This is a genomic window from Eubacterium sp. An3 (assembly GCF_002159465.1).
Classification (GTDB): Bacteria; Bacillota; Clostridia; order Lachnospirales; family Lachnospiraceae; genus Anaerobutyricum; species Anaerobutyricum stercoris.
Window position 1 is genome coordinate 12,600 of the sequence record NZ_NFIR01000029.1, and the last position, 24,198, is coordinate 36,797.

Sequence of the window (24,198 nt, forward strand, 5' to 3'; positions counted from 1 at the left end):
TGTCAATGATGTTATTGAGTAATTTTTTGCAATAAGAAAAAGTTGAATTGTGTATAGATGAACATAATTGGTAAAGATACAGCAAAGAAAACATAAAACTATATTGAAGGGATAGCTCTCATGTGGTATGATTAACAAGGAAAAAACTGCAAAATCTTTTATTTATTTCTTGTAATCACTGAAGGTTTTCAAAGTTTTTTACATAATTATAAGGTTTGTCCTTATTTTTCTCATAATTAAATGTTAAGTTAATATTAAATAATTATTGCTTTTGTGTGAATCAAGACACAATCCAGTAATTGCTAATCTTAAACAGCCATCAGACATCACACATCAATAAAAAGAAACGGAGGAAGATGAATTATGACAAAGTTTAAGAAATTAACAATTGTGAAGAGAATGTTTGCAATGGCGCTTGCTGCGACCATGGCGTTTTCACTCTCATCAGTGCAGTTGTTCGCTAAGGAAAATGCTGACGTGCAGGTAATGCAGGACGGAATCTCTGTATATTCTGTGGATGAGGCACAAGACGGAGGGCAGACTGGTTCTAACCAGAGTGAACCTGATTCTTCTAATCAGGATGAAACCGGTTCTGCGGATAACAGCGGGACAACAACTGAAACAACAAGTGAAACAACAACTGCCTCTACAGAGGACAGCACAGCAACAACTACAACCACCGAGAATACGACTCCTACAACTCCGGCAGCAGAGCCGAAGCCTGTGGGAACAGTCATTACAGAAGGTATTTATGAATATAAGGTAACAAGCTCCAATACAGTAGAGTTAATGGGATTTGCCGGCGATGATGAGGCAACCTATGTAAAAGTTAAGAACCGGATTACATACGACGGCGTTACCTATGATGTAACTTCTATCGCAATGAGAGCTTTCATGAAAGAGAGCAGCATTGAGAAGGTTCTTATCCGTAAAAATGTGACAGACATCGGAAAGAGAGCGTTCTTCCAGTGTAAGAATCTGGAGACTGTCCGCATTAAAACAGGAGCTAAGGTTATCCGTAAATGTGCGTTCAAGGGATGTAAAGCCCTGCGGGTTGTAAATATCCACTCTGCTGTTCTGGAAGATGTAAAGGCAAACGCATTCAAAAATGTGAATAGCAATCTTGTGATCAATGTATCAACGAAAGCAATCAGAAAAATGCTGAAGGCTTCCGTACCTTCTTATATCACGATCAACAGAGCGTTCAATGCGCCTAGTACAAATTCAGGAAGCACCGCACAGTAGTCATCAGGATGTGTGAAATGATGTGTGAAAGAATTTGAAAATGTTGATAAACATTTTCGGCCCGGCTTTTTGCCGGGCATTTTTATTTCCGGAAATCTGTTTTCTATGAAATAAAAATACGCCATGAAGATCGCACTGAGTCGAAAAAATACATTGGATAACAAGGAGAGAAAATATGAATGGACATTTTAAGAAGCATACAATAATTTTGGCGGTTTTTTGTGTGCTGGCGCTCACATCCTGTTCGTCAGTTCCTGATACAATGCTGCCGGATTCAGGGAACATATCGCAGTATGACAGCGCTGCTGAAGTACCGGAGTATGATGGTGAGCCTTATGTGGAAATCAATGGTAATGAACCAGATTTTACGGAGGAAGAGCTGACGACAGAGGTATATGAAGAATACAGTGATCTCGACGAACTGGGCCGATGCGGAGAGGCGGAGGCATGTGTGGGGGAGGAATTGATGCCAACAAAAGACCGGGAAAGCATCAGCTCAGTAAAACCCACAGGCTGGCAAAATGAGAAATACGACAGCGTGGACGGCGGCTACCTCTATAATCGCTGCCATTTGATCGGATATCAGCTCTCCGGCGAGAATGCCAACGAAGAGAATCTGATCACCGGCACCCGCTACATGAACACGGAAGGGATGCTTCCTTTTGAGGATATGGTGGCGGAGTATGTCCATGAGACGGAGAATCATGTGATGTACCGGGTGACGCCGATTTTTGAGGGAGACGATCTGGTGGCCTCCGGCGTGCAGATGGAGGCGGAATCCGTGGAAGACGAAGGCGAGGGTATCAGTTTTAACGTCTATGTATATAATGTACAGCCGGACATTACGATTGATTATGCCACCGGCGATAACTGGGAGACCCCGGAAAACGAGAAAAATGCCGTGGGCGGCGGGGCTTCTGCCGCAGACACCGGAGAGAAAACCGGAGCCGGACAGTCTTCCTTATCACAGAATGAAGAACAGACATACATTTTAAATACCAACACCCATAAATTTCACCTGCCGGAATGTTCAGGAGCTGCCGACATCAAAGCGAAGAACCGGCAGGAGTACACCGGATCCAGAGAAGATCTGACCAGTCAGGGGTATGAGCCATGCGGAAGATGTCAACCATAGCAATGAATGGATGAAAGAATAGCAAAGAATATTGAAAAGAAGTAAGGTGAAAGAGTTTGACAGTAAAAAAGAGGAAATGGTGGAAAGTCGCAGTTGTGATTTTGATCGCAGTCATTCTGGTGGTGTTCTTTCGTGACAGTTTTGTGGAAGGATTGCGGGAGATTCTGAAGGTTCCCGCCGAGACGGTGGTTTTCCTTCTCTGCCTGTCCATGGGATATTTTCTGGCGGAGGGAGGTGTCATTGCCGTCCTTGCCAGATCGTACACGAATACCGTATCGTATAGAAATGGAGTTGCCTGCGCTCTGTACTGCAGTTTCTTCCGGCTTATTACATTCGGTAGCGGCTCGGGCATTGCGGAAGTATATTATCTCAACCGGCAGGGCATGAAGGCGGCGGAAGCCACTGGCATGAGTCTGGTGCAGTATCTGATACAGAAGATTACCATCTGTCTCATGGGCGCCGTCAGTTTCTTTTTCTGTTTCCGCTATGTGATCCAGTATATCGGCGATTATCAGGGATATATTGCCCTCGCTGTGCTGATTACTATGGTGATTGGAGCGGGAATCCTCATGATCACTGTTTTTGAGAAGGGCAAGGATCTGTTATTTCATTATCTGAGCAAAGCGACCGCCGGCAAAGAGAGCTGGAATGACAAAGTAAAGAAGGCGGAAGGACAGGCGGATATCCTGCAGGACGGCGCGAAAAAGCTGTATCACAAAAAACATTGCCTCGCCTTAGCTTTTGTTCTGAACCTTGCCAAATATTTCTGCTGGTTCCTGACTCCCTACGTGTTGTACGGGGATGAGGAACGGCTGACGCTCCTCGTTTCTCTGGTACTCATGGCTCTGGCGACCATGGTGGCCGGCGTGATCCCAACACCCAGCGGTTATGGTTCTCTCGATGCCATGATCATTCTTTTATTTTATCCGCTGCTGGGAGAAGCAAAAGCAGTTTCCCTGGTCATTTTGTACCGGGTCGTTGTCTCCCTGTTCCCGTTCCTCATGGGGATGCTGGTGGCGGCGCGTCCGCTTCGGGAGCAGCGAGAGCTGGAAGCGGAACGAAAGAATTAATTGGTCAAGAGATATGTTGAATACCGAACTCAGCATCAGCGCACTATGGATATCCATATGATTACGGTACTTTTTTATCTGTGTGCCAATCTCCAACGTTCTTTCACCTTTCGTTTGTTGTCTGTGTTGCCTGATTCGTTCTCTTGAACCAACGAAATCTTAACACTCAACAGACACGGTTTCTACCAAAAGAGTTTGACTTCGGCCAAAATTCCTCTGTCAAAGCCTTTTAACAAGGCGTTTTAGCCCTGTTTCGAACAGAATTTATGCACAAATAACGTCTTTTCTGTCCATAATCTTTCCTATCAGTTTATTATAAATCCTCTCAACTTTCAACAGAAGCACATAATCCAAAACATGTCATTTACTGTCGCATAAGTTTTACTTATGAAATGCATCGAAAAAGGAAATTGCTCTTTTTATCCTGAAACGATTACAATTACAGATGGCGCTGAGCTGAAAGGGTAAAATAGTTTATCTTCGAGGTCTGTTGCAGGAAAAGTTAAAATGGTTCATTCTCTGATGACAGCTACGAAAAAATATCAATCAGTCTGCCCTGAAAAATGATGGCAGACTGATAAAAGGCTCAAAAAGGTTTTCAGAAAATGTATGGAAGAAAAGAGGTTATGAAAGTGAAAAAAGACGTTATGATCTTAACGGGAGCCGGACAGATTGGCATGGCCATTGCCCGCCGCATGGGATATGGCAAAAAGATTGTGATCGGTGATAAGAAACTGGAAAATGCACAGAAGATTGCGGAGATCATGAATAACGCGGGCTTCGATGCGGAAGCCGTGGAGATGGATCTGTCCTCCCGGGAGTCCATCCGGAATCTCATCGCCCGGGCCATGGAATACGGCGATATCTCCATGCTGGCCAACGCCGCCGGCGTATCTCCGAGCCAGGCGACCGTTGAAACGATCTTGGATGTGGATCTCTACGGAACCGCTGTGCTTTTGGAAGAAGTGGGGAAGGTGATTGCGGAAGGCGGCGTGGGAGTGACTATCTCCAGCCAGTCCGGACACCGGATGCCGGCCTTGCGTCCGGAAGAAGATGAACTTCTGGCATGTACGCCTGCGGAAGAGCTTTTACAGCTTGATATTCTGCAGCCGGAAAATATCCGTGACACCCTCCATGCCTACCAGATGGCAAAACGCTGTAATGAAAAACGTGTTATGGCAGAGGCTGTTAAATGGGGAAGACGGAACGCAAGAATTAATTCCATCTCACCGGGGATTATCGTGACTCCGCTGGCAGTGGATGAATTAAACGGTCCGCGCGGTGATTTTTATAAAAATATGTTCGCCAACTGTCCGGCAGGCCGTCCTGGAACCGCCGATGAGGTAGCAAATGCGGCGGAGCTGCTGATGAGCGACAAAGGAGCTTTTATCACCGGAGCAGATTTCCTCATTGACGGCGGAGCTACCGCGTCTTATTTCTATGGGCCGCTAAAACCGGAGAAATAAAAAACTTGCCAATTACTGAAAAGCAAAATAAAATAGAAAAAAAGAATGAATAGAAAAGAGGAATAAAAATGGGTAAAGCATTAATCGTTTATTTCTCCAGAAAAGGAGAAAATTATTGGAATGGTAGTATGAAGAATCTTGAAAAGGGAAATACCGAGATTGTGGCTGAGATGATTGCGGAGCTGACTGGCGGAGAGCTTTTTGAAGTAAAAAGAATTACAGACTATGCCGCGGAATATCGCAAATGTGTGGAGGAAGCGAAGGAAGAATTCCAGACCGGCGTCCGTCCGGAGATTAAGACATTTAAGGAAAGTATTGATGATTATGATACCGTTTTTGTCGGCTTTCCAAACTGGTGCGGTACCATGCCGATGGTAATGTTTACCTTTCTGGAGCATTATGACTGGTCCGGCAAACGAATTTTCCCATTCTGTACCAATGAAGGAAGCGGCATGGGAAGAAGCGAGGACGACCTTAAGAAGAGTTGTCCGGGAGCGACCATAGGAAAAGGACTGTCCATTCACGGCGCGGAAGCCGCACAGTCCCGCGATAAAGTGGAGGACTGGGTGAAAAACACGCGGCAATGAGCGCTGCATATGCAGACAGGAGGTGGTCTCATTGCTGTTTCGGCAGATGAAATATTTTGCCGCCGTGGTGGACTGCGGCAGCTTTACAGAGGCGGCAGAGCAGTGTTACATTTCCCAGTCAGCCATCTCCCAGCAGATTCAGGCGCTGGAAAAGGAACTGGGAGTAACCCTGCTTCACCGGGAGAACCGGAGATTTTCCCTCACTCCGGCGGGAGAATATTTCTACAGTCAGAGCAGGGGAATCCTCGCGGAAGTGGAGCGTGTAAGCAAGGAAACCATCCGCATCGGACAGGACGATGAGCTGAGGCTCCGCATCGGGTATCCACGCTGTTACAGCGGTCAGGAGCTTTATCAGGCGGTGGCGGAATTTTCCCGTATATATCCGGAAGTGTCCATTCACATTGTTAATGGAACTCACGAAGAGCTTTATGATCTGCTGCGGTTCGGCGGCGTGGATCTGATCATCAACGATCAGCGTCGGGCGTTTTCTGACCGGTATATGAATTATCAGCTTCTGCAGTGCATTTGCTATGCGGAAGTTTCTGCCGGCAGTCCCCTCTCTGAAAGGGAGTTTGTGGAGATTGACGACTTGAAACACATGAGCTGTATTCTGGTTGCCTCCAGAGAACAGCAGAACACGGAAGAAGAATATTTTAAAAATACGCTGGGCTTCGGCGGCAGCTTTCTTTTTGCGGAGAATCTGGAGGAAGGCCGTCTTATGGTGGCGGGCAACCGGGGATTCCTTCCTGTAGAGAGCGTCGGCACTCTGCCGCCTGCCGGCCCGGCCATACGGCGAATCCCCATTGTCCGGAACGGACAGCCTCTCCGTAGAAATTACTGTGTGTTCTGGCTCAAAGAACGGGGAAACTATTATATGGAAGAATTTGCGGCGATTCTGCGGGAACTGCTGTGCGTAGACTCGTAAAATGAAAGAGGAGGAGTGCGGGAAAACTATGAAAATATTACATATAGGAAAAGCGGAGAACATGAAACGATATCGTCCGGATACGGACTTTGCCGGGACGGTGGAAGTGGCCGAGATGACCATGGGACATACGGCGGAGGAATACGCGGCGGCCATGCCGGACGCCGAGGTTATCGTGGCGGACGCCATCGCCGATGTGCCGGGTGCGCTCATGGAGCGGCTGCCGGAGCTTAAGATGATTCATTCGGAGGGCGTGGCCTATAACCGCATTGATGTGGAGGCTGCCTCGGCGCGGAATATCGCCGTGTGCAACTGTGCCGGCATGAATGCTTCTGCTGTGGCAGAGCAGACGATTCTTCTCATGCAGGGCATGCTGAAAAATGTTATAGCTAATGACCGGGCCGTGCGGGAAGGCAGGCAGATTCTCGTAAAAGAGCAGTATATGGCGGAGGGCAGTCTCAGAGAACTGGCCGACTGTAAGGTAGGACTTGTGGGTTTGGGCGATATAGGCAAGAGTACCGCGCTGCTTCTGGCGGCCTACGGCGCGGAAGTGTATTATTATAAGCGCCATCGTCTGGAAGCGGAGGAAGAAATGAAATACCACGCTATGTACCTGCCGCTTTCTGATCTTCTTGAGCTCTGCGACATTATCAGTCTTCATCTGCCGGTCACAAAGGACACAGAAAAAATGTGCGGCCATATGTTTTTTGAGCAAATGAAACCGGGTGCTTATTTTGTCAATACATCCCGGGGCGAGTTGGTGGATGATGAAGCGCTGGCGGAAGCCTTAAAGAGTGGGAAGCTTGCCATGGCTGGGCTTGACACTCTCGATCATGAACCGGTACAAAAAGATCATCCGCTGTTAAATCAACCGGCGGAAGTTGCTGAGAAGATCTTCTTCACTCCACATATCGGCGGTATCACTGCATCCAGTTTCCGCCGGGGTTATGCTATGATCTGGGAGAATCTGGAGCGGCTCTCAAAAGGGGAAATGCTGCTTCGGGTGGTGAACCGTCCGAAAACACTGTTTTAAATTCCCGAAGAGAAAACGGCTGCAGAAATGAAAAACTGTGCTGCTAAAATAAAAAATAGATATAAAAAGAACTATTTGCGTTTTTTAATGAACACATTTTTGATCAGAGAACTGCGCCGATGGTTCTTTTTTGTTTTGCAGTACATTTAGAGGAGAGTATAGGAAAGATGAGCGGATATGGGCGGAAAGTCATCAGAGCCCGTACCGGCGAAAACCACAGGGTATATACTCACTCAACTTATTGTTTCTTCAATCCTGCAAGCAATGGTTTTATAATATTATCATACAGGATCAGGAAAGGAGAAATTATCATGCAGAAATTTGTTTATGAATATGCAACGAAGGTTTATTTTGGAGAGGGAGCTGCTAAAGAATACCTGGCGGCGGAAGTTTCCGGATACGGAAAAAATGTCATGCTTGCCTATGGCGGTGGTTCAGTAAAGAAAAATGGTATCTATGATGAGGTAAAAAAATATCTGGAAGACGCAGGAAAGACGGTGACGGACTTTTCCGGTATCATGTCCAATCCAACCTACGCAAAAGTGCAGGAAGGTGCTGCGCTTGCAAAAGAAAAAAATATTGATTTTATTCTGGCTGTGGGAGGCGGTTCCGTTATCGATTGCTGTAAGATTATTGCAGCGCAGGCAAAGACGGAAAAAGATCTGTGTGATATGGAAATGAATCAGCATCAGTTTCCGACAGAGGTGCTCCCTATGGGAGCCATTGTCACTGCTTCCGGCACCGGCGCAGAGATGAACGGCGGCGCGGTGATCACCAATGAGGAAAAAGTCATTAAAGCAGGTATGGCGGCAGCCGCTCCGAGATTTGCCATTCTGGACCCGGCATATACCATGTCCGTACCAAAAATGCAGGTGATTTCCGGGGCATTTGATACGTTAAGCCATGCCATGGAGACCTATTTTGGCAATTCTGACGCGGATAATGTATCCGATGATGTGGCTCTGTCCATTATGCGAAATACGGTTGTCAACATGCGGCGTCTTCTTAAAGACATCAACGATATTCAGGCCAGGGGCAATCTCATGTGGGATTCCGCTATGGCAGAGAACGGTATTCTGAAAGTCGGCAGAGTGACAGATTTTCAGGCTCACCAGATCGAACATCAGCTGGGCGCTTACACGGACTGTAATCACGGACAGGGACTGGCGGTGATTCATCCGGCTTACTATCGTCATATCGTAAAAGATGCGGAAGAGAAGTTCAGGAGATTTGGAAAAGAAGTTTTTGATGTGGATTCTGCCGCGGAGAGCGTGGAAGCGCTGGCATCCTTTATCAAAGAATGTGGTCTGCCTTCAAAAATGAGCCAGCTGAAATCTAAAACGGAGATCACGCCGGAGCTTCTGAAAAATGTGGCGGATACATGCAATATTATCCCGTGTAATCCACGGAAGCTTGAGAGAAACGAAATCTATGAGATTCTGATGGAGTGTATGTAATCGTTTCAGGATGAATCCATACGACAGATCAGCATAATATTTTCGACGAAGTGAGGTGGAAAAATGAAGCGGGCGATATTGTTTTGTTTAATGGCAGGTACGCTGCTGCTGGCAGCGGGATGTGGAGGCACAGCAGACAATAAACAAAATATGGCGGAAGAAACCAGCGGAACCAGTACGGTGGCCGGAGACAGCAGCTCAACAGCGGACGAGATCCTTACTGCGCCGGAAAGTACATCGACCGGCTCTGCATCAGACAGTACCGCCGCTGCGTCAGACAGTACCGCCGCTGTGGCGGAAAACAGCTCAGCTTCCGTGACGGAAGGTACTGAAGAATATCGGGGATTTCTCATGGATAACGTGCTTCATTCGGAGAATGATGGCGATATTCATTATCATCTGTATGTGCCGGACAGCTATGACGGCAGTGAGCCGTACGCCATTTTCTTCACGCTTCCCGGATATGAGGGACTGTATTTTCAGGGCGTGGGGGAGAATCTTTACAGCGAGAACTTTGCCTTCACGGCACAAGAATATAATCCGAAGATGATCGTTGTGGCTCCACAGCTGTCGGATTGGGGAGAGACCTCCGCTGATCAGACCATCGCTCTGGTGGAATACTTCCTCGCCAATTATAATATTGATGAAGATAAGGTGTATGCGGAAGGCTTTTCCGGCGGAGGCGAGACCATGTCGCTGGTGATGGAAAAACGTCCGGAGCTTTTTACTGCCTATCTCCAATGCAGCTCGCAGTGGGACGGCGACTATGAGCCGGTGACTGAGAGCCGGACGCCGGTCTATCTGGCGGTGGGAGAGAGCGACGAGTATTATGGACAGGAGCCTTCCCGGGAAGCCTATGAGAATCTGTACGACCTGTACCGGGAGCAGGGACTTTCCGATGAGGAAATCGGGGAACTGCTGGTGCTGGACGTAAAAGACGCAGAATATTTTGAGAGCCGCGGCATGACCAATCAGCATGGAGGCGGCGGACTTTTCGCCGAGGATGAAGAAATCATGGGATGGCTTTTTGGCAAATAAATGGATGCTAAGCAGCATATGAAATACATAGCGAACCATGTGAGAAGTCCGGCGGGTCATAGTAAAAGGAGAAAGAAGTAAAGGGAGAAAGAAATGAAAGTATTATTGGTAAACGGAAGCCCGAACAAAAACGGGTGTACAAATGCAGCGCTTTCCATTGCCGGAACCACAGCAACCATTGATCAGCTGAACAAATACCTTTTGTACGCCCAGATGCCGGTGGTTTCCTCCCGCTACTGGAATATGGTACACGGAAAGACGCCGGAAGAAGTCATGCAGGACGAGGAAGGCGTACAGATCATACGGGTGCTTGGAAAAAACATGGCGTGGTTGTTGAAGAGCATCGACGCCGACCGCCGGGAAGGACTCCGTGAGCCGGAAAAAGAAGAGAGAATCGGTACGAATTATATCCGCTGATGAAGTGTTTTCACAAGCTATATTTGATGCTGCATTGTGTTCACCGGTTATATTTGCCGGCACATTTTTTCCAAATATAAGATAAAAAGCAGAGGAGAGTAATTATGATCTACAAAAAGTTTCAGGACATCAACCTTTCCCGGCTGGGTATGGGCAATATGCGGCTTCCGGTCAGCCGGGGGCGGATTGACGAAAAGAGAGCGCAGGAGATCATCGACTACGCCATGGCGCAGGGCGTCAATTATTATGATACTGCTTACGTGTATCATTCAGGCGAGTCAGAGTCTTTTCTGGGGAAGGCGTTGAAAAAATATCCCCGGGACAGCTATTATCTGGCGACGAAGTTTTATGTGATGGCGAACCCGGATATAGAAAAGGTTTTTGAGGAACAGCTGAGAAAACTGGACACAGACTATATTGATTTTTACCTGCTTCACTGTGTCAATGAGGAGACCTGCGACGCGTATATGAAGCCGGAGAGAAAATATCTTGATTTTCTTATGGAACAGAAGGCGAAAGGAAGAATCCGCCATATCGGTTTTTCGTCCCACGGAAAGCCGGCGACACTGGAGAAATTTTTAAACTGGAGCGACTGCTTTGAGTTTGTTCAGATTCAGCTCAATTATCTGGACTGGACCATGCAGGACGCCAAAAAGCAGTATGAGATCATCACAGAGCACGGACTTCCTGTGTGGGTCATGGAGCCGGTGCGCGGCGGAAGACTGGCGTCTCTGGGCAGAAAATACGACGATATGCTGCAGGCGGCGAAACCGGAATGGTCAGTGCCGGCGTGGGCTTTTCACTGGCTTATGAGTCTTGACAATGTGACTATGATTCTGAGCGGCATGAGTGATATGGATCAGATCAGAGATAATGTGGCGACATTTGCCAAAGAGGAACCGCTGACAAAAGAACAGGCGATGCTTCTCATGAATATTGCGGCCGGTTATCAGTCGAAGCTGGCTGTTCCGTGTACCGCCTGCCGCTACTGCTGTGACGGCTGTCCGGCGGGCATTGATATACCAGTCTGGATGAATCTCTATAATGAGCTTTCCCTCACAAAAGACAGAAAACGCTGGGAGGAAGCCATGAAGGCGGAGAACGGTCCGGCGGAATGTATCGGATGCGGCCAGTGTACCAGTCATTGTCCGCAGAGTATTGATGTGCCGGGATATATGGGCAGGCTTCTTGACGCAGCGCCGCTATAATACAGATAAAAATGAAAAGGAGGTACATGGGAACATGAAGATGAGAAAAGCGGCGGGATTGCTGCTGACCTTTGCGCTGGTTTTTGCCGCAGCTTTTGGCGGCATGTCCGCAGAAACGCAGGCAGCGTCAAGAATCCGTCTGAACCGGAATACGCTGACCATGACAAAGGGCGAGCGCTTCCGTCTCAGGGTGCGGAACCTTCCAGAAGGAGCCAGAGTAACCTGGAAGTCTTCCAACCGCAGGCGAGCTACCGTATCACAAAATGGCGTAGTGCGGGCCAGAAAGGCAGGAACCGTCACCATACGAAGCCGGGTACGTTTTGAGAGAGACGGAGAGAGACGGATGAGGACCTTTACCTGCCGGGTGCGCATCAACAAAAAATCTGCCCGCACCAATTCGCTGGTCGTATATTTTTCCATGCCGGAAACAGATGAGAACACTTCAAATGTGGATGCGGCCACCGGCGCAAGCATCACCACATCCGGCGGCAGAACCATGGGAAATGTACAATATGCGGCGTCAGTGATCCGGGAGCGTACCCACTCGGATATTTTCCGTATTCGTCCGCAGGTGGCATATCCAACCAGACATACTCCACTTGTCAATCAGGCGTCCAGGGAGCAGGATCAGGATGCCCGCCCGGCCATCAGAAACCGGCTGAGAAATCTGTCTCAGTATGACACGATTTATGTATGCTATCCGATCTGGTGGTCTGATATGCCGCAGATCATGTATACATTTTTTGATTCCTATGATTTCAGCGGCAAGACTATTATCCCGCTGGTCGTACACGGCGGCAGCGGCTTCTCCGGCACAGTGGGACGAATCCGGAATCTGGAACCAGGTGCGACCGTATCCGACGACGGTCTGTCCATTTACCGGGATAATATCGGACGCAGTCAGTCAAGGATTATCAACTGGCTGAATCAGTAAGGAAGTATTCCAGAAATTTATGGTATATTTTTTCCAAATCAGACGGATATGCCAGATAAAAAGTGACGCTGGCTTCCGGGTCAGATATAGGGATATTAACGCGGTTTGGAACTTCTCCTTCCCTCTCCATCACAAGATCTGTGATGAAAGAGGGAAGGGCGGATGCTCTGACCAGTTCCCCTAAAGCAGAGGCTTCCGTCTGGATGAGAAAGTGCGTGTCAGGCATTTCTTTTTCCAGAGCCTTTTTCCAGAAACCGATGCCGGAATATAAAAGCATAGTCTCACCGTTCAAATCCCGGAGACGCAGCGTTTTGCTGCCGGAAAGGGCATGTGCCGGAGGCAGGGAGAAAAACAGATGTTCTTCCATGTATCTGCGGCACCGGCTTCCATCTTCTTTCACTTCAAATGGAAGAAATATAAACTGATAAGTGCCGTCCAGCACTCCCTGAAGAAGCTTTTCCTCATCCTTCATCTCTGAAGAAATTGTCATGGCAGGATATAGACTGGAAAGGGCAGGGAGAATCTCCCAGAGCGGCATCGGAGCACAGGAGCCCACACGGATGGTCCTCCTGCTCAGATCAAAGGCCCGCAGATGGTCGATCATATCCTGTGACTGCCAGAGAATCTTTCTGGCATAATCTACAGCCATTTCGGCGTTCTCATTCAGTTCAATTTTATTTTTATGACGGGTAAACAGTGGAACCTGCAGTTCAGCTTCCAGCTTCTGCATGGAACGGCTCAGAGCCGGCTGGGAAAGATGAAGCTTTTCCGCCGCCGCAGACAAAGTCCCGCATTCTGCCACGGTAATCAGCTGCTCCAGCTGGTGTAATTCAAACATAGACGATATCCTCCCTTTCGCATATTTACTGTATATTGTGCCATGCCCGCCGGACAACCGCAAGTTTACTATACGTTTTGGTTATAGTATTCTGACCAATCGGTATTGTACATTTCCCGGGAAAGCTTTTAGAATGATTGGTGAGATCAAATAACAAAGGAGGCGAACAGCATGGGAAATGTAAAAAGCAGCGCCGGGCAGAAAACGGACAGCATGGAAACCGGAAAAAATACTGCCGGCACAGATGTTATGACATCTGTGAAGCTGCGTAATGGCGTGCAGATGCCTATGGTCGGTTACGGTGTGTTTCAGATCACCGACGGGGCGCAGTGCGAGCAGTGCGTCGGGGACGCCATCGCGGCTGGCTACCGGATGATCGATACGGCGGCCGCCTATTATAATGAAGAGGCGGTAGGAAAGGCTGTCCGGGCTTCCGGCGTTGACAGGAAGGAGCTGTTTATCACCACAAAGCTCTGGGTACAGGACGCGGGATACGAGAGCACTCTGCGGGCCTTTGATGAATCCATGAAGAGACTGGGCCTTTCGCATCTGGACCTGTATCTGATTCATCAGCCCTTCGGCGATTATTACAGCGCATGGCGCGCCATGGAACGGCTGTATCAGGAAGGTGCTGTCCGGGCCATCGGCGTCAGCAATTTTCCCCCGGAACGGCTGGTGGACCTGTGCATGAATCAGGAGATACCGCCTATGGTCGATCAGATAGAGATTCATCCGTTCTTTCACCAGCAGGAGGCGGTGCGGGTCATGGGAAGCTACGGCGTGATTCCGGAAGCATGGGGGCCTCTATCAGAAGGACAGAAGGATATCTTTCATCATAAGACACTGGTAAAGATCGCAGAGAACCATGGCAAAACCACCGCGCAGGTTGTTCTCCGGTGGCATCTGCAAAGGGGAATCCCGGCGATCCCGCGGACAGTGCATAAAGATCGGATGCAGGAAAACCATGCCATCCGGGATTTCGTCCTGAGCGAGAAAGAGATGGAGATGATCGACGCTATGGATATCGGACACAGCGAGATCATCGACCACCGGTGCTTTTGTACGGCGAGACAGCTCAACAGCGTGAAGATTCACGACTAAACTCTGAGTTTCACTATGCGTTTTAGTTATAAAGTTCTGCTGAATCGGCATTGTACATTTGTTGGAAAAAGACGTACAATGTGAACTGTCAGAAAGACATATGTCAGAAGTAATCAATAAGAATAATCACGCAGAATCATAAGGAGGAATTTATCATGGAATTTATAACATTAAATAATGGAGTAGAAATGCCGCTGGAAGGTTTTGGAGTATTTCAGGTACCGGATCCTGCACAGTGCGAACAGGCAGTTCTCGACGCCATCGCCAGCGGATACCGTCTCATCGACACAGCAGCCGCTTACATGAACGAGCAGGCTGTGGGCGCTGCCATCAAAAAATGCGGCGTGTCGAGAGAAGAGCTGTTTATCACTACAAAGCTCTGGGTGCAGGATGCAAGTTATGAAGGATCCAAGAAAGCCATCCAGACTTCACTGGATAACCTGGGATTAGATTATCTGGATCTCTATCTGATACATCAGCCAATGAAAGATTATATCGGCGCATATCGTGCCATGTAAGAGGCTTCTTTCAATGCATCCCAGAAGATGAGATTGGTCATGTTGCTGAAGCCTCCGGCTGTCAGATTGACCCCTTCCTTGATGGCGATATTGTACACCTCCATGCCGTATGCCATGGCATAGGACATAATGATTCCGAAAACGATTCCCTGAAGTTTATTCCTAGGCATCTTTTTAACTCCTTTCTCATAATAGAAAACGTGCAGCCATCAACTGGATTTACGCAGGATGTGCTACACGTTTTGTTTTATTCTATCAGAAACTTTTCTCTTTTTTCAAAGGTATTTTTGCACAAAAAATTGATAGAATTAATAGAATAAAGAAGAAAAATTGTTTGTCACTATGATAGATTTTCAATACAGCAGATGGTTGTCTGCTGGTAAAATAGTAACTGAAAAAAATCTTCACTTACTCCCAAATGAAACTCTTTCTCAGTTAATCCCTTGTGTATCCCTGTGCCATATGCTATCTTGATAACAGTGTTAGCTAACGCTGTTATCTTTTCGATAACAGACCATTTGTAAAGGAGGCGGAATGGAAGAGGAAAACAGAACGTTATTGTTGATTTTGCAGGCAGCCCGGGAAGAATTTCTGGCAAAGGGCTTTCAGGGGGCGTCTCTTCGCCGTATTGTGAAGAAGGCTGGCGTGACCACGGGGGCTTTCTATCGGTACTATCCCACGAAAGAGGCCCTCTTTGAGGCGCTGGTGAAACCGGCCGCCGACGCGATACAGGGGTACTTTGCCAGCGGACTCCGGGAAATCCGGGAGACGCCGCCGGAAAAACAGACAGGGGAAATGCTTCATGTATCGGCGGATGCCCTGGACCAGGTTCTTGATTATATTTATGACGGCCATTATGATGCTGTAAAGATGCTTTTGTGCTGTGCAGGCGGTACAGCATATGAAAATTTCGTGCAGGAAATCGTGAAACAGGAGGTGGACGCCACAGCAAGATATCTGGATGCGCTGCGTTCGCTGGGACAATGGGTGCCGGATCTGGACCGGGGACTTTGCCAGATGATCTCCAGCGGTATGTTTTCCGGTGTCTTCGAGATGGTCGTCCAGGACATGAAGAAAGAAGATGCCAAAAAACGCATCCGGTATCTGAAAGAATTTCACATCGGAGGCTGGGAACGGATTCTCGGAGTGAAGTTTGACTGATTAAAAATTATAGACTGATTACATGATAATAAAAAACTATATAATAAAGAAACAGGAATTTTGATACAGCCATATGAGAGAAACAGGAATTTTGGCTTGAAATATAAATTTTGGGTTTTATATCAATTTGGCATATTTCAGGAATTCCTTTTTCTTTCCAATTGTGGTTAGCTGTAACTTATTTTCGATAAAAAGGACTAACTCACATAACAGTTAACTTATATAACAGCATAATATATTTAACAATATAAATATAGAAAGGAGGATTTCATTTTGGAAGAAAAGAAAAAATCAACTATCGCCTGGATACTGACCTTTGCCGGCAGCCATAAAAATCTCTATACCATCAGTGTAGCGACGGCGGTGATGGGGGTGATTTTCGGCGTGATTCCCTATTTTATCATGGGAGATATGATTCACAGGCTGGTGGACGGAGACAGAAACTGGCAGGGGTATCTGATGGAAGGGATTCTGATGGCATTGTGCTGGGCGGGAAGGGTTTTCTGCCACAGCATCTCAACCACCTGTTCCCATAAGGCTACCTTTCATGTGCTGGGCGGGCTCCGTCGGCAGATGTGCGATAAACTGTCCCGGGTGCCCATGGGATATGTGAAAGATATGCCGTCCGGCTCATTGAAAAATATTATGATGGAGAGGACGGACAGCATTGAGACGACTTTGGCGCATATTCTGCCGGAATTTACTGCTAATCTGCTGGCTCCGCTCTTTGTTTTTTTCTACATGCTGACCATTGACTGGCGCATGGCGCTCATTTCTCTGATTACGGTGCCGCTGGGATTTCTTTGTTACATGCTTATGATGGTTGGATATGAGGAAAATTACAGAAATGTGCTGACAAAAACCAAGACGTTAAATGATACGGCGGTGGAATATATCAACGGCATTGAAGTCATAAAGGCATTCGGAAAAGCAAAAAGTTCCTATGAGCGTTTTGTCACAGCAGCGAGGGAAGGCGCTTCCTGCTATGTGGACTGGATGCGGAAATGTGATATTCCTTTTTCACTGGCCATGGTCTTAACACCCTGCACGGCGCTCACCGTGCTGCCCTTCGGCGGGCTGTTTGTGATGAACGGAAGTCTTTCTCCAACGGATTTTATTATGATCATTCTGTTGTCGGTGGGACTGGTTCAGCCGCTGATTACCTGCATGTCCTTTTCTGATGATATCGGAAAGATGAAAACAATTTTTGACGAAGTCACCGGTATACTGACTGCGGAAGAACTGTCCCGTCCGGCCAGAAATCAGAAGACGCCGGAAGATGATTCTGTCGTTCTCAGAAATGTACGTTTTGGATATCATGACAAAGAGGTACTTCACGGTATTGATATGGAAATTCCGTCTGGTACTGTTACCGCTCTGGTGGGGCCTTCCGGCAGCGGCAAATCAACTATCGCTAAGCTCATTGCCTCCCTCTGGGATGTGAAGGAGGGCAGCATCTATATCGGCGGTGTGGATATACGGAAACTGTCATTGGAAGAATATAACCGGAAAGTGGCATATGTGTCTCAGGATAATTATCTTTTTAATGACACTATCATGGAAAATATCCGCATGGGCCGGTCAGGAGCCACAGACGAAGAGGTGATCGCCGTGGCAAAAAAAAGTGGATGCCACGATTTTATCATGGAGTTGGAGAACGGTTATGACACCATTGCCGGTGGTTCCGGCGGACATCTTTCCGGCGGCGAGCGGCAGCGGATCGCAATTGCCCGCGCCATGTTAAAAGATGCTCCCGTTGTTATTTTGGATGAGGCCAGCGCATACATGGATCCGGAGAATGAGGCGGTGATTCAGACTTCTGTGGCAAAACTGGTGCAGGGTAAGACGCTGATCGTCATTGCACACCGTCTTTCAACCATCGCCGATGCAGACCGGATTTATGTGATTAATAAAGGCCACGTGGATTCATTCGGAACCCATGGGGAACTGCTGAAAAATAACGGATTATATAAAAAAATGTGGGAGGCGCACATTTCTGTGAAAGATACGGTGAAAGCAAAAAGCAGCGCAAGGGTCGAAAAGAATCCGGAAGGGAGGTGTCGCTCATGCTTAAAATCCTGTTAAAGTTTTTTGATTTCTGCGGCGGAAAAAATAAGAGGAAATTCTATCATTCCATTGTATTTGGTATTTTTATGGCATTGTTTGAAGCCTTAAAGATTCCGGCCATTGTGCTCATGCTTGATGCTGTCATTGACGGGCGGGTTACGCCTGCGGTTACCTGGCAGTGCCTGGGTATCTGCCTTGTCAGTGTCATCGGCGGCTCCGTGGTTCGCTATTTTAATACGATCATCCAGTGCGAGGCGGGCTATGATACTACGGCAGGGAAGCGGATCGAGATCGCGGAGCATCTGCGGTACCTGCCCATGGGATATTTTAATAAGAACAGCATGGGTTATATCACTTCGGTGACCACTAATACCATGGAGTCACTCGGGGATGTGGCAACCAGAGTGGTCATGCTGACTACCCAGGGCGTGCTTACTACGCTGATTGTCGACATCATGCTTCTGTTTTACGATTACAGAATCGGTCTTGTGGTACTTGCGGGCCTTCTGCTCTTTTTCCTAGTTAACAGCCGTATGCAGAAAAAGTCGGAGCGCATTTCACCCAAAAAGATTGCTGCCGACAGCACTCTTGTCGAACAGCTTCTGGAATACATTCAGGGTATAATGGAGGTGCGCTCCTATAATCTGTCCGGTGCCCAGAGCCGGAAGCTAAACGCTGCCATCGATGAAAATGTGGATACCAATTTTCTTCTGGAAAAAACATTTATCCCATACATGGGCCTGCAGAGCTTAGTGACCAAAATCACCGGCGTTGCCATGTGCCTGCTTTCCCTCTGGTTTTATCTGCAGGGAACCATGGAGCTGATGGTGTGCATCGCCATGATGATCTGTTCGTTTATCGTTTACTCCAGCCTGGATTCCGCCGGAAATTATTCGGCTCTCCTTCGCACCGTGGACGTCAGTGTGGATAAAGCGCAGGAAATCCTGGACCTGGAACAGATGGATATCAGTGGAAAGGATCTGGTTCCTGCAGATTATTCTATTGATGTGGATGATATTGACTTTTCCTATGACAAACGAAAAATCATCGACGGAATTACCCTGCATATCCCGGAGCGGACCACCACAGCCATCGTGGGTCCCAGCGGAGGAGGCAAGACGACACTTTGTCATCTGATCGCCCGGTTCTGGGACGTGGACGGCGGACAGGTGCGCCTGGGCGGCTCCGATGTGCGGGAGTACAGCATGGACAGTCTCATGCGTAACTTTAGTTTCGTCTTCCAGGATGTATATCTTTTCCAGGATACTGTTGCCAACAATATCCGCTTCGGTCAGGAGGACGCTCCCATGGAAAAGGTCATTGAGGCGGCCCAAAAAGCCTGCTGTCATGATTTTATCATGGCGCTTCCCGATGGATACAATACTGTCATCGGTGAGGGCGGCGCGTCTCTCTCCGGCGGGGAAAAGCAGCGGCTGTCCATCGCCAGAGCCATCATGAAAGATTCTCCGGTCATCATTTTGGATGAGGCAACCGCAAACATTGACCCCGAGAATGAAAAGGATCTGGTGACTGCCATTGAGGCCCTCACCAGAGAAAAGACCATTATCATGATCGCTCACAGGCTGAAGACTGTCAGAAATGCCGATCAGATCATCGTGGTTGACCAGGGACGGATCGTTCAGCAGGGTCGCCATGATGATCTGATGAGTCAGGAAGGAATTTATCGAAGATTCGTAAACGCCAGAGAGACGGCAGCCGGATGGAAGTTATAGCCGAAAGTAAATGCCGTTGCACCGGGTATCGGATGGATTGAAGCAGACGGAAATACTGGCATAAGAAAAAAGTCATTTGGACAATTTCTGCATTCTGTCCCAAAAGGTAACACTTTTCGTGACCTTGTCCGAAAAAGTAACACTTTTTGGTGGGGTGTCCCATTTTGAGACAGAAAAAAAGTTTTGCCCAATGACTTTTTTTCGTGTTGAATTTATCATAAAGGCATAGTCAGAAAATTTTGTTTTCTGGCAAGAATAAAAATTATGAACAAAAGGAGAAAGATATAATGAGTACACTTGTAGAGAAAGCAAAAATCGCGGCCATGTCCGCATCACTGACAAAAGCATGGGAGTATCTTGGAAAGAATCCGGAGCAAAATGTACCCAAACTGATGGAACTTGTTGATAAAGTTGCGCCTGATGGCTGGTATGAAGGACAGAGAAACGCATTCAGAAAAGCCATTGAAGAAAAGAGCAATTGGTACGAACTGATTATGAAAGTTTGGAATTTGGATGAAGGCGTCCGGAACACATTTTTTAAGAATTTTATCGTCAACGCCAGCCTTATTGGAAGCGCTAAACAGGAAGAAACGGCGGAAAAGGAAAATTGCAATGTGCCGTGGGCAATTCTCCTGGATCCGACTTCTGCCTGCAACATGCATTGTACCGGATGCTGGGCTGCCGAGTATGGCAATCGCCTGAATCTTTCTTTTGAAGAACTTGATTCCATTGTCTCTCAGGGTAAAGAGCTCGGCACCTATATGTATATTTTTACCGGCGGTGAGCCGTTGGTGAGAAAGAAAGATATCATCAAACTTTGCAAAACTCATCCGGATTGTGAATTTTTGAGCTTTACCAATGGAACACTGATTGATGAAGAATTTTGCCAGGAAATGCTCCGGGTGAAAAACTTTGTTCCGGCTATCAGTCTGGAAGGTTTTGAGATGGCAAATGACGGAAGAAGAGGACAGGGTGCTTATGAAAAAGTCATGAAGGCTATGAAACTGTTAAAAGACCATAAATTACCATTTGGTATTTCTGCTTGCTATACCAGCAAAAACTGTTATGATATCACCAGTGAGGAATTTTTTGACATGATCATAAACGCGGGAGCATTGTTCATCTGGTTCTTTCATTATATGCCGGTCGGAAATGGCGCTGCGCCGGAACTTCTTCCTGCGCCGGAGCAAAGAAAGATGATTTATGACAGAATCCGTACATACAGAAACTCCAAGGCGATTTTTTCCATGGACTTCCAGAATGACGCCGAGTACGTGGGAGGCTGTATCGCAGGAGGAAGACGTTATCTGCACATTAATGCAAAAGGTGATGTGGAGCCATGTGTATTTATCCATTATTCGAATGCAAATATCCGGGAATGTACGCTGCTTGAAGCATTAAAGAGCCCGATTTTCATGGCATACCATGATGGACAGCCCTTTAACGAAAATATGCTCCGTCCGTGTCCGATGCTGGAGAATCCGGAGATCCTTCCAAAAATGGTCAGAGAATCCGGAGCGAAATCCACGGATTATGAGTCGCCGGAAGAAGCAGATAAGCTGAGTGAGCGCTGTCAGCCTTACGCAGATAACTGGAAACCGCAGGCGGAAGAACTGTGGGAGAGCCACAGATAATATTTGATCGTACATAAGATGGAAGTGACAAAGGGCGGATGACGCAAAAATACCGACAGGAGTGGAATTGATTGGCAGGAATAAAAAAAGGAACAGCAAAAAACATTTCAGAGAGAAAAGAGATAGAGCGAGTAAACCCGGATTACAGATCAGGGCTGTCCGAAGAGCAGGTGAGAGAGCGGACGGAAGCCGGATGGGACAACAGAGAAGTCGATGCAGCGCTTTTGAGCACCGCAGATATCATAAAGAAGAACGTCTTTACTTATTTCAATCTGATTTTTACGGTTCTGGCCATTCTCCTCTGCCTGGTCGGTTCCTTCAGAGATCTGACGTTTCTTCCCATCATTATTATCAATACGATCGTGGGAATTGTGCAGGAGATTCGGGCTAAAAACGTACTGGAAAAAATGACGATGCTTCATGCGCCGCGGGCGGAGGTTATCCGCGGCGGGCGTGAACAGTCGATTCCGGCAGAAGAAGTTGTTGTGGACGATATTGTCGTATTTCAGAGCGGCAGTCAGATTATCGCTGATGCGGAAGTGTGCGCCGGTGAAGTCCAGGTCAATGAATCTCTTCTGACGGGGGAGTCTGAGGAGATTACGAAAGGCGAGGGTGATGATCTTCTCTCCGGAAGCTTTGTTACTGCCGGCAAATGTTATGCCAGACTGGAAAAGGTAGGGGAAGATTCTTATATTTCCAAACTGACATTAAAGGCGAAAGCCATGCGGGAAGGAGAACAGTCAGAGATGATTCGTTCCCTTGATAAACTGGTAAAATTTGCCGGTATTGCCATCATTCCGATTGGCGCCGCTTTGTTTTTGCAAAGCTATTATTTGAATGCAGAATCTTTCCGCGATAGTGTAACTTCCATGGTTGCCGCCGTTATCGGCATGATTCCGGAAGGACTGTATTTGCTGGCCACAGTTGCGCTTACGGTTAGCTGTGTCCGTCTGGCGAGAAAAAAGGTGCTGCTGCACGATATGAAAAGTGTGGAAACTCTTGCCAGGGTTGATGTGCTTTGCGTAGATAAAACAGGTACGATCACAGAAAATGAAATGTCTCTTTATGATGTGGTTCTGATGCAGGAAAAACAAAATATCCGCTCAGTAAAAAATAAACTGGCGGATTTTGTCTATGCAATGGACGCGGATAATGATACAATGAAAGCATTGAAGAATGCTTTTCCAGGAGGGAAGAAGAGGAAAGTCATAAAAACTATTCCTTTTTCTTCTGCCAATAAATACAGCGGTATTATTTTTGAGGATGGAGCGTATATTCTGGGCGCGCCGGAGTTCGTTCTTTTAGATAAATTTGACAGCTTTCAGGAGAGTATATCACATTATACCGAGGAAGGATACCGTGTCCTTGTATTCGGCGTCAGCCCTGAAGTTCCGGAAGGAAAGACTCTGAAAGAAGGAATTGAACCTTTGGCAGCGGTTCTATTGATGAACAAGATCAGAGAAGAGGCGCCGCAGACATTTGCATATTTTAAGGAACAGGGTGTAGAGGTCAAAGTGATTTCAGGTGATAATCCTCTGACTGTTTCCGAGACAGCCAGGGCGGCGGGTATCCCTAATGCACAGCAGTATGTCGATGCACGCACCCTGAAAACAGACAGTGATATTGAAGAAGCAGTGCAGACGTATACCGTGTTTGGACGTGTGCTTCCGGAACAGAAAAGCCAGTTTGTGAAAGCGCTGAAAAAACAGGGACGTACCGTTGCGATGACAGGGGATGGCGTCAATGATGTACTTGCTCTGAAAGAAGCGGATTGCAGCATTGCCATGGCATCAGGCAGTGAAGCCGCCATGCAGGCGGCGCAGGTGATATTGCTGGAGTCTGATTTTTCCAGGATGCCGGAAGTTGTGGGAGAAGGCCGGCGGGTGGTGAATAATATTCAGCAGTCAGCCAGTTTATTTTTGGTGAAAAATATCTTTTCACTGCTTTTATCTTTGATTTCCATTTGCTTTGTGTTCACTTACCCGTTGAAACCGTCACAGATGTCGTTGATCAGTATGTTTACAATAGGCATTCCAGGTTTCTTTTTGTCTCAGCAGCCTAATAAGAAACGCATCGAAGGCAGATTTCTGTCCAATGTCATGGTAAAAGCACTTCCGGGAGGTATTACTGACGCTTTGCTTGTGGCCTCGCTGACGTTCTATGGTAATGTGTTCTTCATGGGAACAGAGAATATTTCCACCGCGGCGACTATTTTGCTTGCCGTAGTGGGATTTATGATATTGTTTAAGGTTTGTGTGCCGTTCAATATATTTCGTGTTTGTGTATGGACAGGCTGCATTATAGGAATTGCGGGAGCTGCTTTGATTTTCCCGCATCTCTTTGCATTGCAGCCAATATCAGAAAAGGTTATTTTATTATTGCTTTTATTTATGATTTCTGCGGAACCGGTATTCCGGTATTTGACAAAACTGGTCGAGGGGATACAGCGGCTTATAAAAAAGGTTTTGTGAGAAGAAAAGAGAGGGCAAAGGCGATTACTATGCAGAAGGATATTAGTGGTAGTATAAAAATAGTACAAAGTAAAGATGCCATGCAGACCTAAATCATGTATGATAAGAGAGATGATAAAAAGGAGGCAGTACAGGCATGGCAAAGGGTAGCAGATACGAT

At 47.2% G+C, this 24,198-nt stretch carries 19 protein-coding genes and 2 pseudogenes; 19 read left to right on the forward strand and 2 right to left on the reverse strand.

The features are described 5' to 3' along the window. Positions 1-363: 363 nt before the first annotated feature. The 12 genes and pseudogenes from B5F87_RS16890 to B5F87_RS16945 all read left to right on the forward strand — a co-directional run bounded on the left by B5F87_RS16890 (position 364) and on the right by B5F87_RS16945 (position 12,515). A complete protein-coding gene (locus tag B5F87_RS16890; RefSeq protein WP_087283146.1) occupies positions 364-1,245 on the forward strand; it encodes a leucine-rich repeat protein in 882 nt (293 codons plus the stop codon). A gap of 262 nt (positions 1,246-1,507) precedes the next feature. Next, positions 1,508-2,380: a DNA/RNA non-specific endonuclease gene (locus B5F87_RS16895; protein ID WP_242964551.1), complete on the forward strand. Its 873-nt coding sequence runs from the start codon at positions 1,508-1,510 to the stop codon at positions 2,378-2,380. Between the two features lie 56 nt (positions 2,381-2,436). Continuing rightward, on the forward strand, positions 2,437-3,450 hold the full coding sequence (locus tag B5F87_RS16900; protein ID WP_087283150.1) for a lysylphosphatidylglycerol synthase transmembrane domain-containing protein: 1,014 nt from the start codon (positions 2,437-2,439) through the stop codon (positions 3,448-3,450). 626 nt (positions 3,451-4,076) lie between these two features. After that, on the forward strand, positions 4,077-4,916 hold the full coding sequence (locus tag B5F87_RS16905) for an SDR family oxidoreductase (RefSeq protein WP_204246092.1): 840 nt from the start codon (positions 4,077-4,079) through the stop codon (positions 4,914-4,916). Between the two features lie 68 nt (positions 4,917-4,984). Next, on the forward strand, positions 4,985-5,503 hold the full coding sequence (locus B5F87_RS16910) for a flavodoxin (protein WP_087283154.1): 519 nt from the start codon (positions 4,985-4,987) through the stop codon (positions 5,501-5,503). A gap of 31 nt (positions 5,504-5,534) precedes the next feature. Further along, the gene (locus B5F87_RS16915) at positions 5,535-6,428 is read left to right on the forward strand and encodes a LysR family transcriptional regulator (RefSeq protein ID WP_087283156.1); all 894 of its coding nucleotides are present in this window, start codon (positions 5,535-5,537) and stop codon (positions 6,426-6,428) included. 28 nt (positions 6,429-6,456) lie between these two features. After that, positions 6,457-7,461, forward strand: coding sequence for an NAD(P)-dependent oxidoreductase (locus tag B5F87_RS16920; protein ID WP_158097085.1), 1,005 nt, complete (start codon positions 6,457-6,459; stop codon positions 7,459-7,461). A gap of 311 nt (positions 7,462-7,772) precedes the next feature. Next, complete coding sequence (locus B5F87_RS16925; RefSeq protein WP_087283159.1) at positions 7,773-8,918, forward strand: iron-containing alcohol dehydrogenase; 1,146 nt, start codon at positions 7,773-7,775, stop codon at positions 8,916-8,918. 63 nt (positions 8,919-8,981) lie between these two features. Further along, positions 8,982-9,956 carry a prolyl oligopeptidase family serine peptidase gene (locus tag B5F87_RS16930; protein WP_242964549.1) on the forward strand — a complete coding sequence of 325 codons (975 nt, stop codon included), beginning with the start codon at positions 8,982-8,984 and terminating at the stop codon, positions 9,954-9,956. Between the two features lie 162 nt (positions 9,957-10,118). After that, a pseudogene (locus tag B5F87_RS16935) lies at positions 10,119-10,373 on the forward strand (flavodoxin family protein); the annotation flags it as partial. Positions 10,374-10,477: 104 nt separating this feature from the next. Beyond that, positions 10,478-11,581: an aldo/keto reductase gene (locus B5F87_RS16940; RefSeq protein ID WP_087283163.1), complete on the forward strand. Its 1,104-nt coding sequence runs from the start codon at positions 10,478-10,480 to the stop codon at positions 11,579-11,581. 34 nt (positions 11,582-11,615) lie between these two features. Beyond that, positions 11,616-12,515, forward strand: a complete 900-nt coding sequence (locus B5F87_RS16945) for a flavodoxin (RefSeq protein WP_158097086.1) — start codon at positions 11,616-11,618, stop codon at positions 12,513-12,515. Here B5F87_RS16945 and B5F87_RS16950 read toward each other — a convergent pair. Further along, the gene (locus B5F87_RS16950) at positions 12,496-13,353 is read right to left on the reverse strand and encodes a LysR family transcriptional regulator (RefSeq protein WP_087283167.1); all 858 of its coding nucleotides are present in this window, start codon (positions 13,351-13,353) and stop codon (positions 12,496-12,498) included. The two genes, B5F87_RS16945 and B5F87_RS16950, sit on opposite strands and share 20 nt — an antisense overlap. Positions 13,354-13,524: 171 nt before the next feature. On the opposite strand from B5F87_RS16950, the gene B5F87_RS16955 reads away from it, so the two are divergent. Beyond that, on the forward strand, positions 13,525-14,454 hold the full coding sequence (locus B5F87_RS16955) for an aldo/keto reductase (RefSeq protein WP_343215778.1): 930 nt from the start codon (positions 13,525-13,527) through the stop codon (positions 14,452-14,454). Between the two features lie 155 nt (positions 14,455-14,609). Beyond that, positions 14,610-14,969: pseudogene (locus B5F87_RS16960) on the forward strand (aldo/keto reductase); the annotation flags it as partial. Here the strand turns inward: B5F87_RS16960 and B5F87_RS16965 are convergent. Beyond that, positions 14,945-15,142 (reverse strand): hypothetical protein, encoded by a 198-nt coding sequence (locus B5F87_RS16965; protein ID WP_087283169.1) that lies wholly within the window; start codon positions 15,140-15,142, stop codon positions 14,945-14,947. The pseudogene B5F87_RS16960 and the gene B5F87_RS16965 overlap by 25 nt on opposite strands. 364 nt (positions 15,143-15,506) lie before the next feature. On the opposite strand from B5F87_RS16965, the gene B5F87_RS16970 reads away from it, so the two are divergent. The 5 genes from B5F87_RS16970 (at position 15,507) to B5F87_RS16990 (ending at position 24,038) form a co-directional block, all read left to right on the forward strand. Next, a complete protein-coding gene (locus B5F87_RS16970) occupies positions 15,507-16,133 on the forward strand; it encodes a TetR/AcrR family transcriptional regulator (protein ID WP_087283171.1) in 627 nt (208 codons plus the stop codon). A gap of 273 nt (positions 16,134-16,406) precedes the next feature. Further along, complete coding sequence (locus tag B5F87_RS16975; RefSeq protein WP_087283173.1) at positions 16,407-18,218, forward strand: ABC transporter ATP-binding protein; 1,812 nt, start codon at positions 16,407-16,409, stop codon at positions 18,216-18,218. Next, complete coding sequence (locus B5F87_RS16980) at positions 18,200-19,933, forward strand: ABC transporter ATP-binding protein (RefSeq protein WP_087283175.1); 1,734 nt, start codon at positions 18,200-18,202, stop codon at positions 19,931-19,933. The genes B5F87_RS16975 and B5F87_RS16980 overlap by 19 nt, the downstream gene beginning before the upstream one ends. Before the next feature lie 287 nt (positions 19,934-20,220). Then, on the forward strand, positions 20,221-21,567 hold the full coding sequence (locus tag B5F87_RS16985) for a radical SAM protein (protein ID WP_087283177.1): 1,347 nt from the start codon (positions 20,221-20,223) through the stop codon (positions 21,565-21,567). A gap of 71 nt (positions 21,568-21,638) precedes the next feature. Beyond that, on the forward strand, positions 21,639-24,038 hold the full coding sequence (locus tag B5F87_RS16990) for a cation-translocating P-type ATPase (protein WP_343215779.1): 2,400 nt from the start codon (positions 21,639-21,641) through the stop codon (positions 24,036-24,038). Positions 24,039-24,198 lie beyond the last annotated feature (160 nt).

Excerpts from the sequence above, each read along its gene's own strand:
- B5F87_RS16920 (WP_158097085.1), top strand. The coding sequence starts at position 6,457 with ATGAAAATATTACATATAGGAAAAGCGGAGAACATGAAACGATATCGT.
- B5F87_RS16970 (WP_087283171.1), top strand. The coding sequence starts at position 15,507 with ATGGAAGAGGAAAACAGAACGTTATTGTTGATTTTGCAGGCAGCCCGG.
- B5F87_RS16895 (WP_242964551.1), top strand. The coding sequence starts at position 1,508 with ATGCTGCCGGATTCAGGGAACATATCGCAGTATGACAGCGCTGCTGAA.
- B5F87_RS16945 (WP_158097086.1), top strand. The coding sequence starts at position 11,616 with ATGAAGATGAGAAAAGCGGCGGGATTGCTGCTGACCTTTGCGCTGGTT.
- B5F87_RS16965 (WP_087283169.1), bottom strand. The coding sequence starts at position 15,142 with ATGCCTAGGAATAAACTTCAGGGAATCGTTTTCGGAATCATTATGTCC.
- B5F87_RS16925 (WP_087283159.1), top strand. The coding sequence starts at position 7,773 with ATGCAGAAATTTGTTTATGAATATGCAACGAAGGTTTATTTTGGAGAG.
- B5F87_RS16955 (WP_343215778.1), top strand. The coding sequence starts at position 13,525 with ATGGGAAATGTAAAAAGCAGCGCCGGGCAGAAAACGGACAGCATGGAA.
- B5F87_RS16905 (WP_204246092.1), top strand. The coding sequence starts at position 4,077 with ATGAAAGTGAAAAAAGACGTTATGATCTTAACGGGAGCCGGACAGATT.
- B5F87_RS16950 (WP_087283167.1), bottom strand. The coding sequence starts at position 13,353 with ATGTTTGAATTACACCAGCTGGAGCAGCTGATTACCGTGGCAGAATGC.
- B5F87_RS16940 (WP_087283163.1), top strand. The coding sequence starts at position 10,478 with ATGATCTACAAAAAGTTTCAGGACATCAACCTTTCCCGGCTGGGTATG.
- B5F87_RS16985 (WP_087283177.1), top strand. The coding sequence starts at position 20,221 with ATGAGTACACTTGTAGAGAAAGCAAAAATCGCGGCCATGTCCGCATCA.
- B5F87_RS16890 (WP_087283146.1), top strand. The coding sequence starts at position 364 with ATGACAAAGTTTAAGAAATTAACAATTGTGAAGAGAATGTTTGCAATG.
- B5F87_RS16980 (WP_087283175.1), top strand. The coding sequence starts at position 18,200 with ATGCTTAAAATCCTGTTAAAGTTTTTTGATTTCTGCGGCGGAAAAAAT.
- B5F87_RS16930 (WP_242964549.1), top strand. The coding sequence starts at position 8,982 with ATGAAGCGGGCGATATTGTTTTGTTTAATGGCAGGTACGCTGCTGCTG.
- B5F87_RS16910 (WP_087283154.1), top strand. The coding sequence starts at position 4,985 with ATGGGTAAAGCATTAATCGTTTATTTCTCCAGAAAAGGAGAAAATTAT.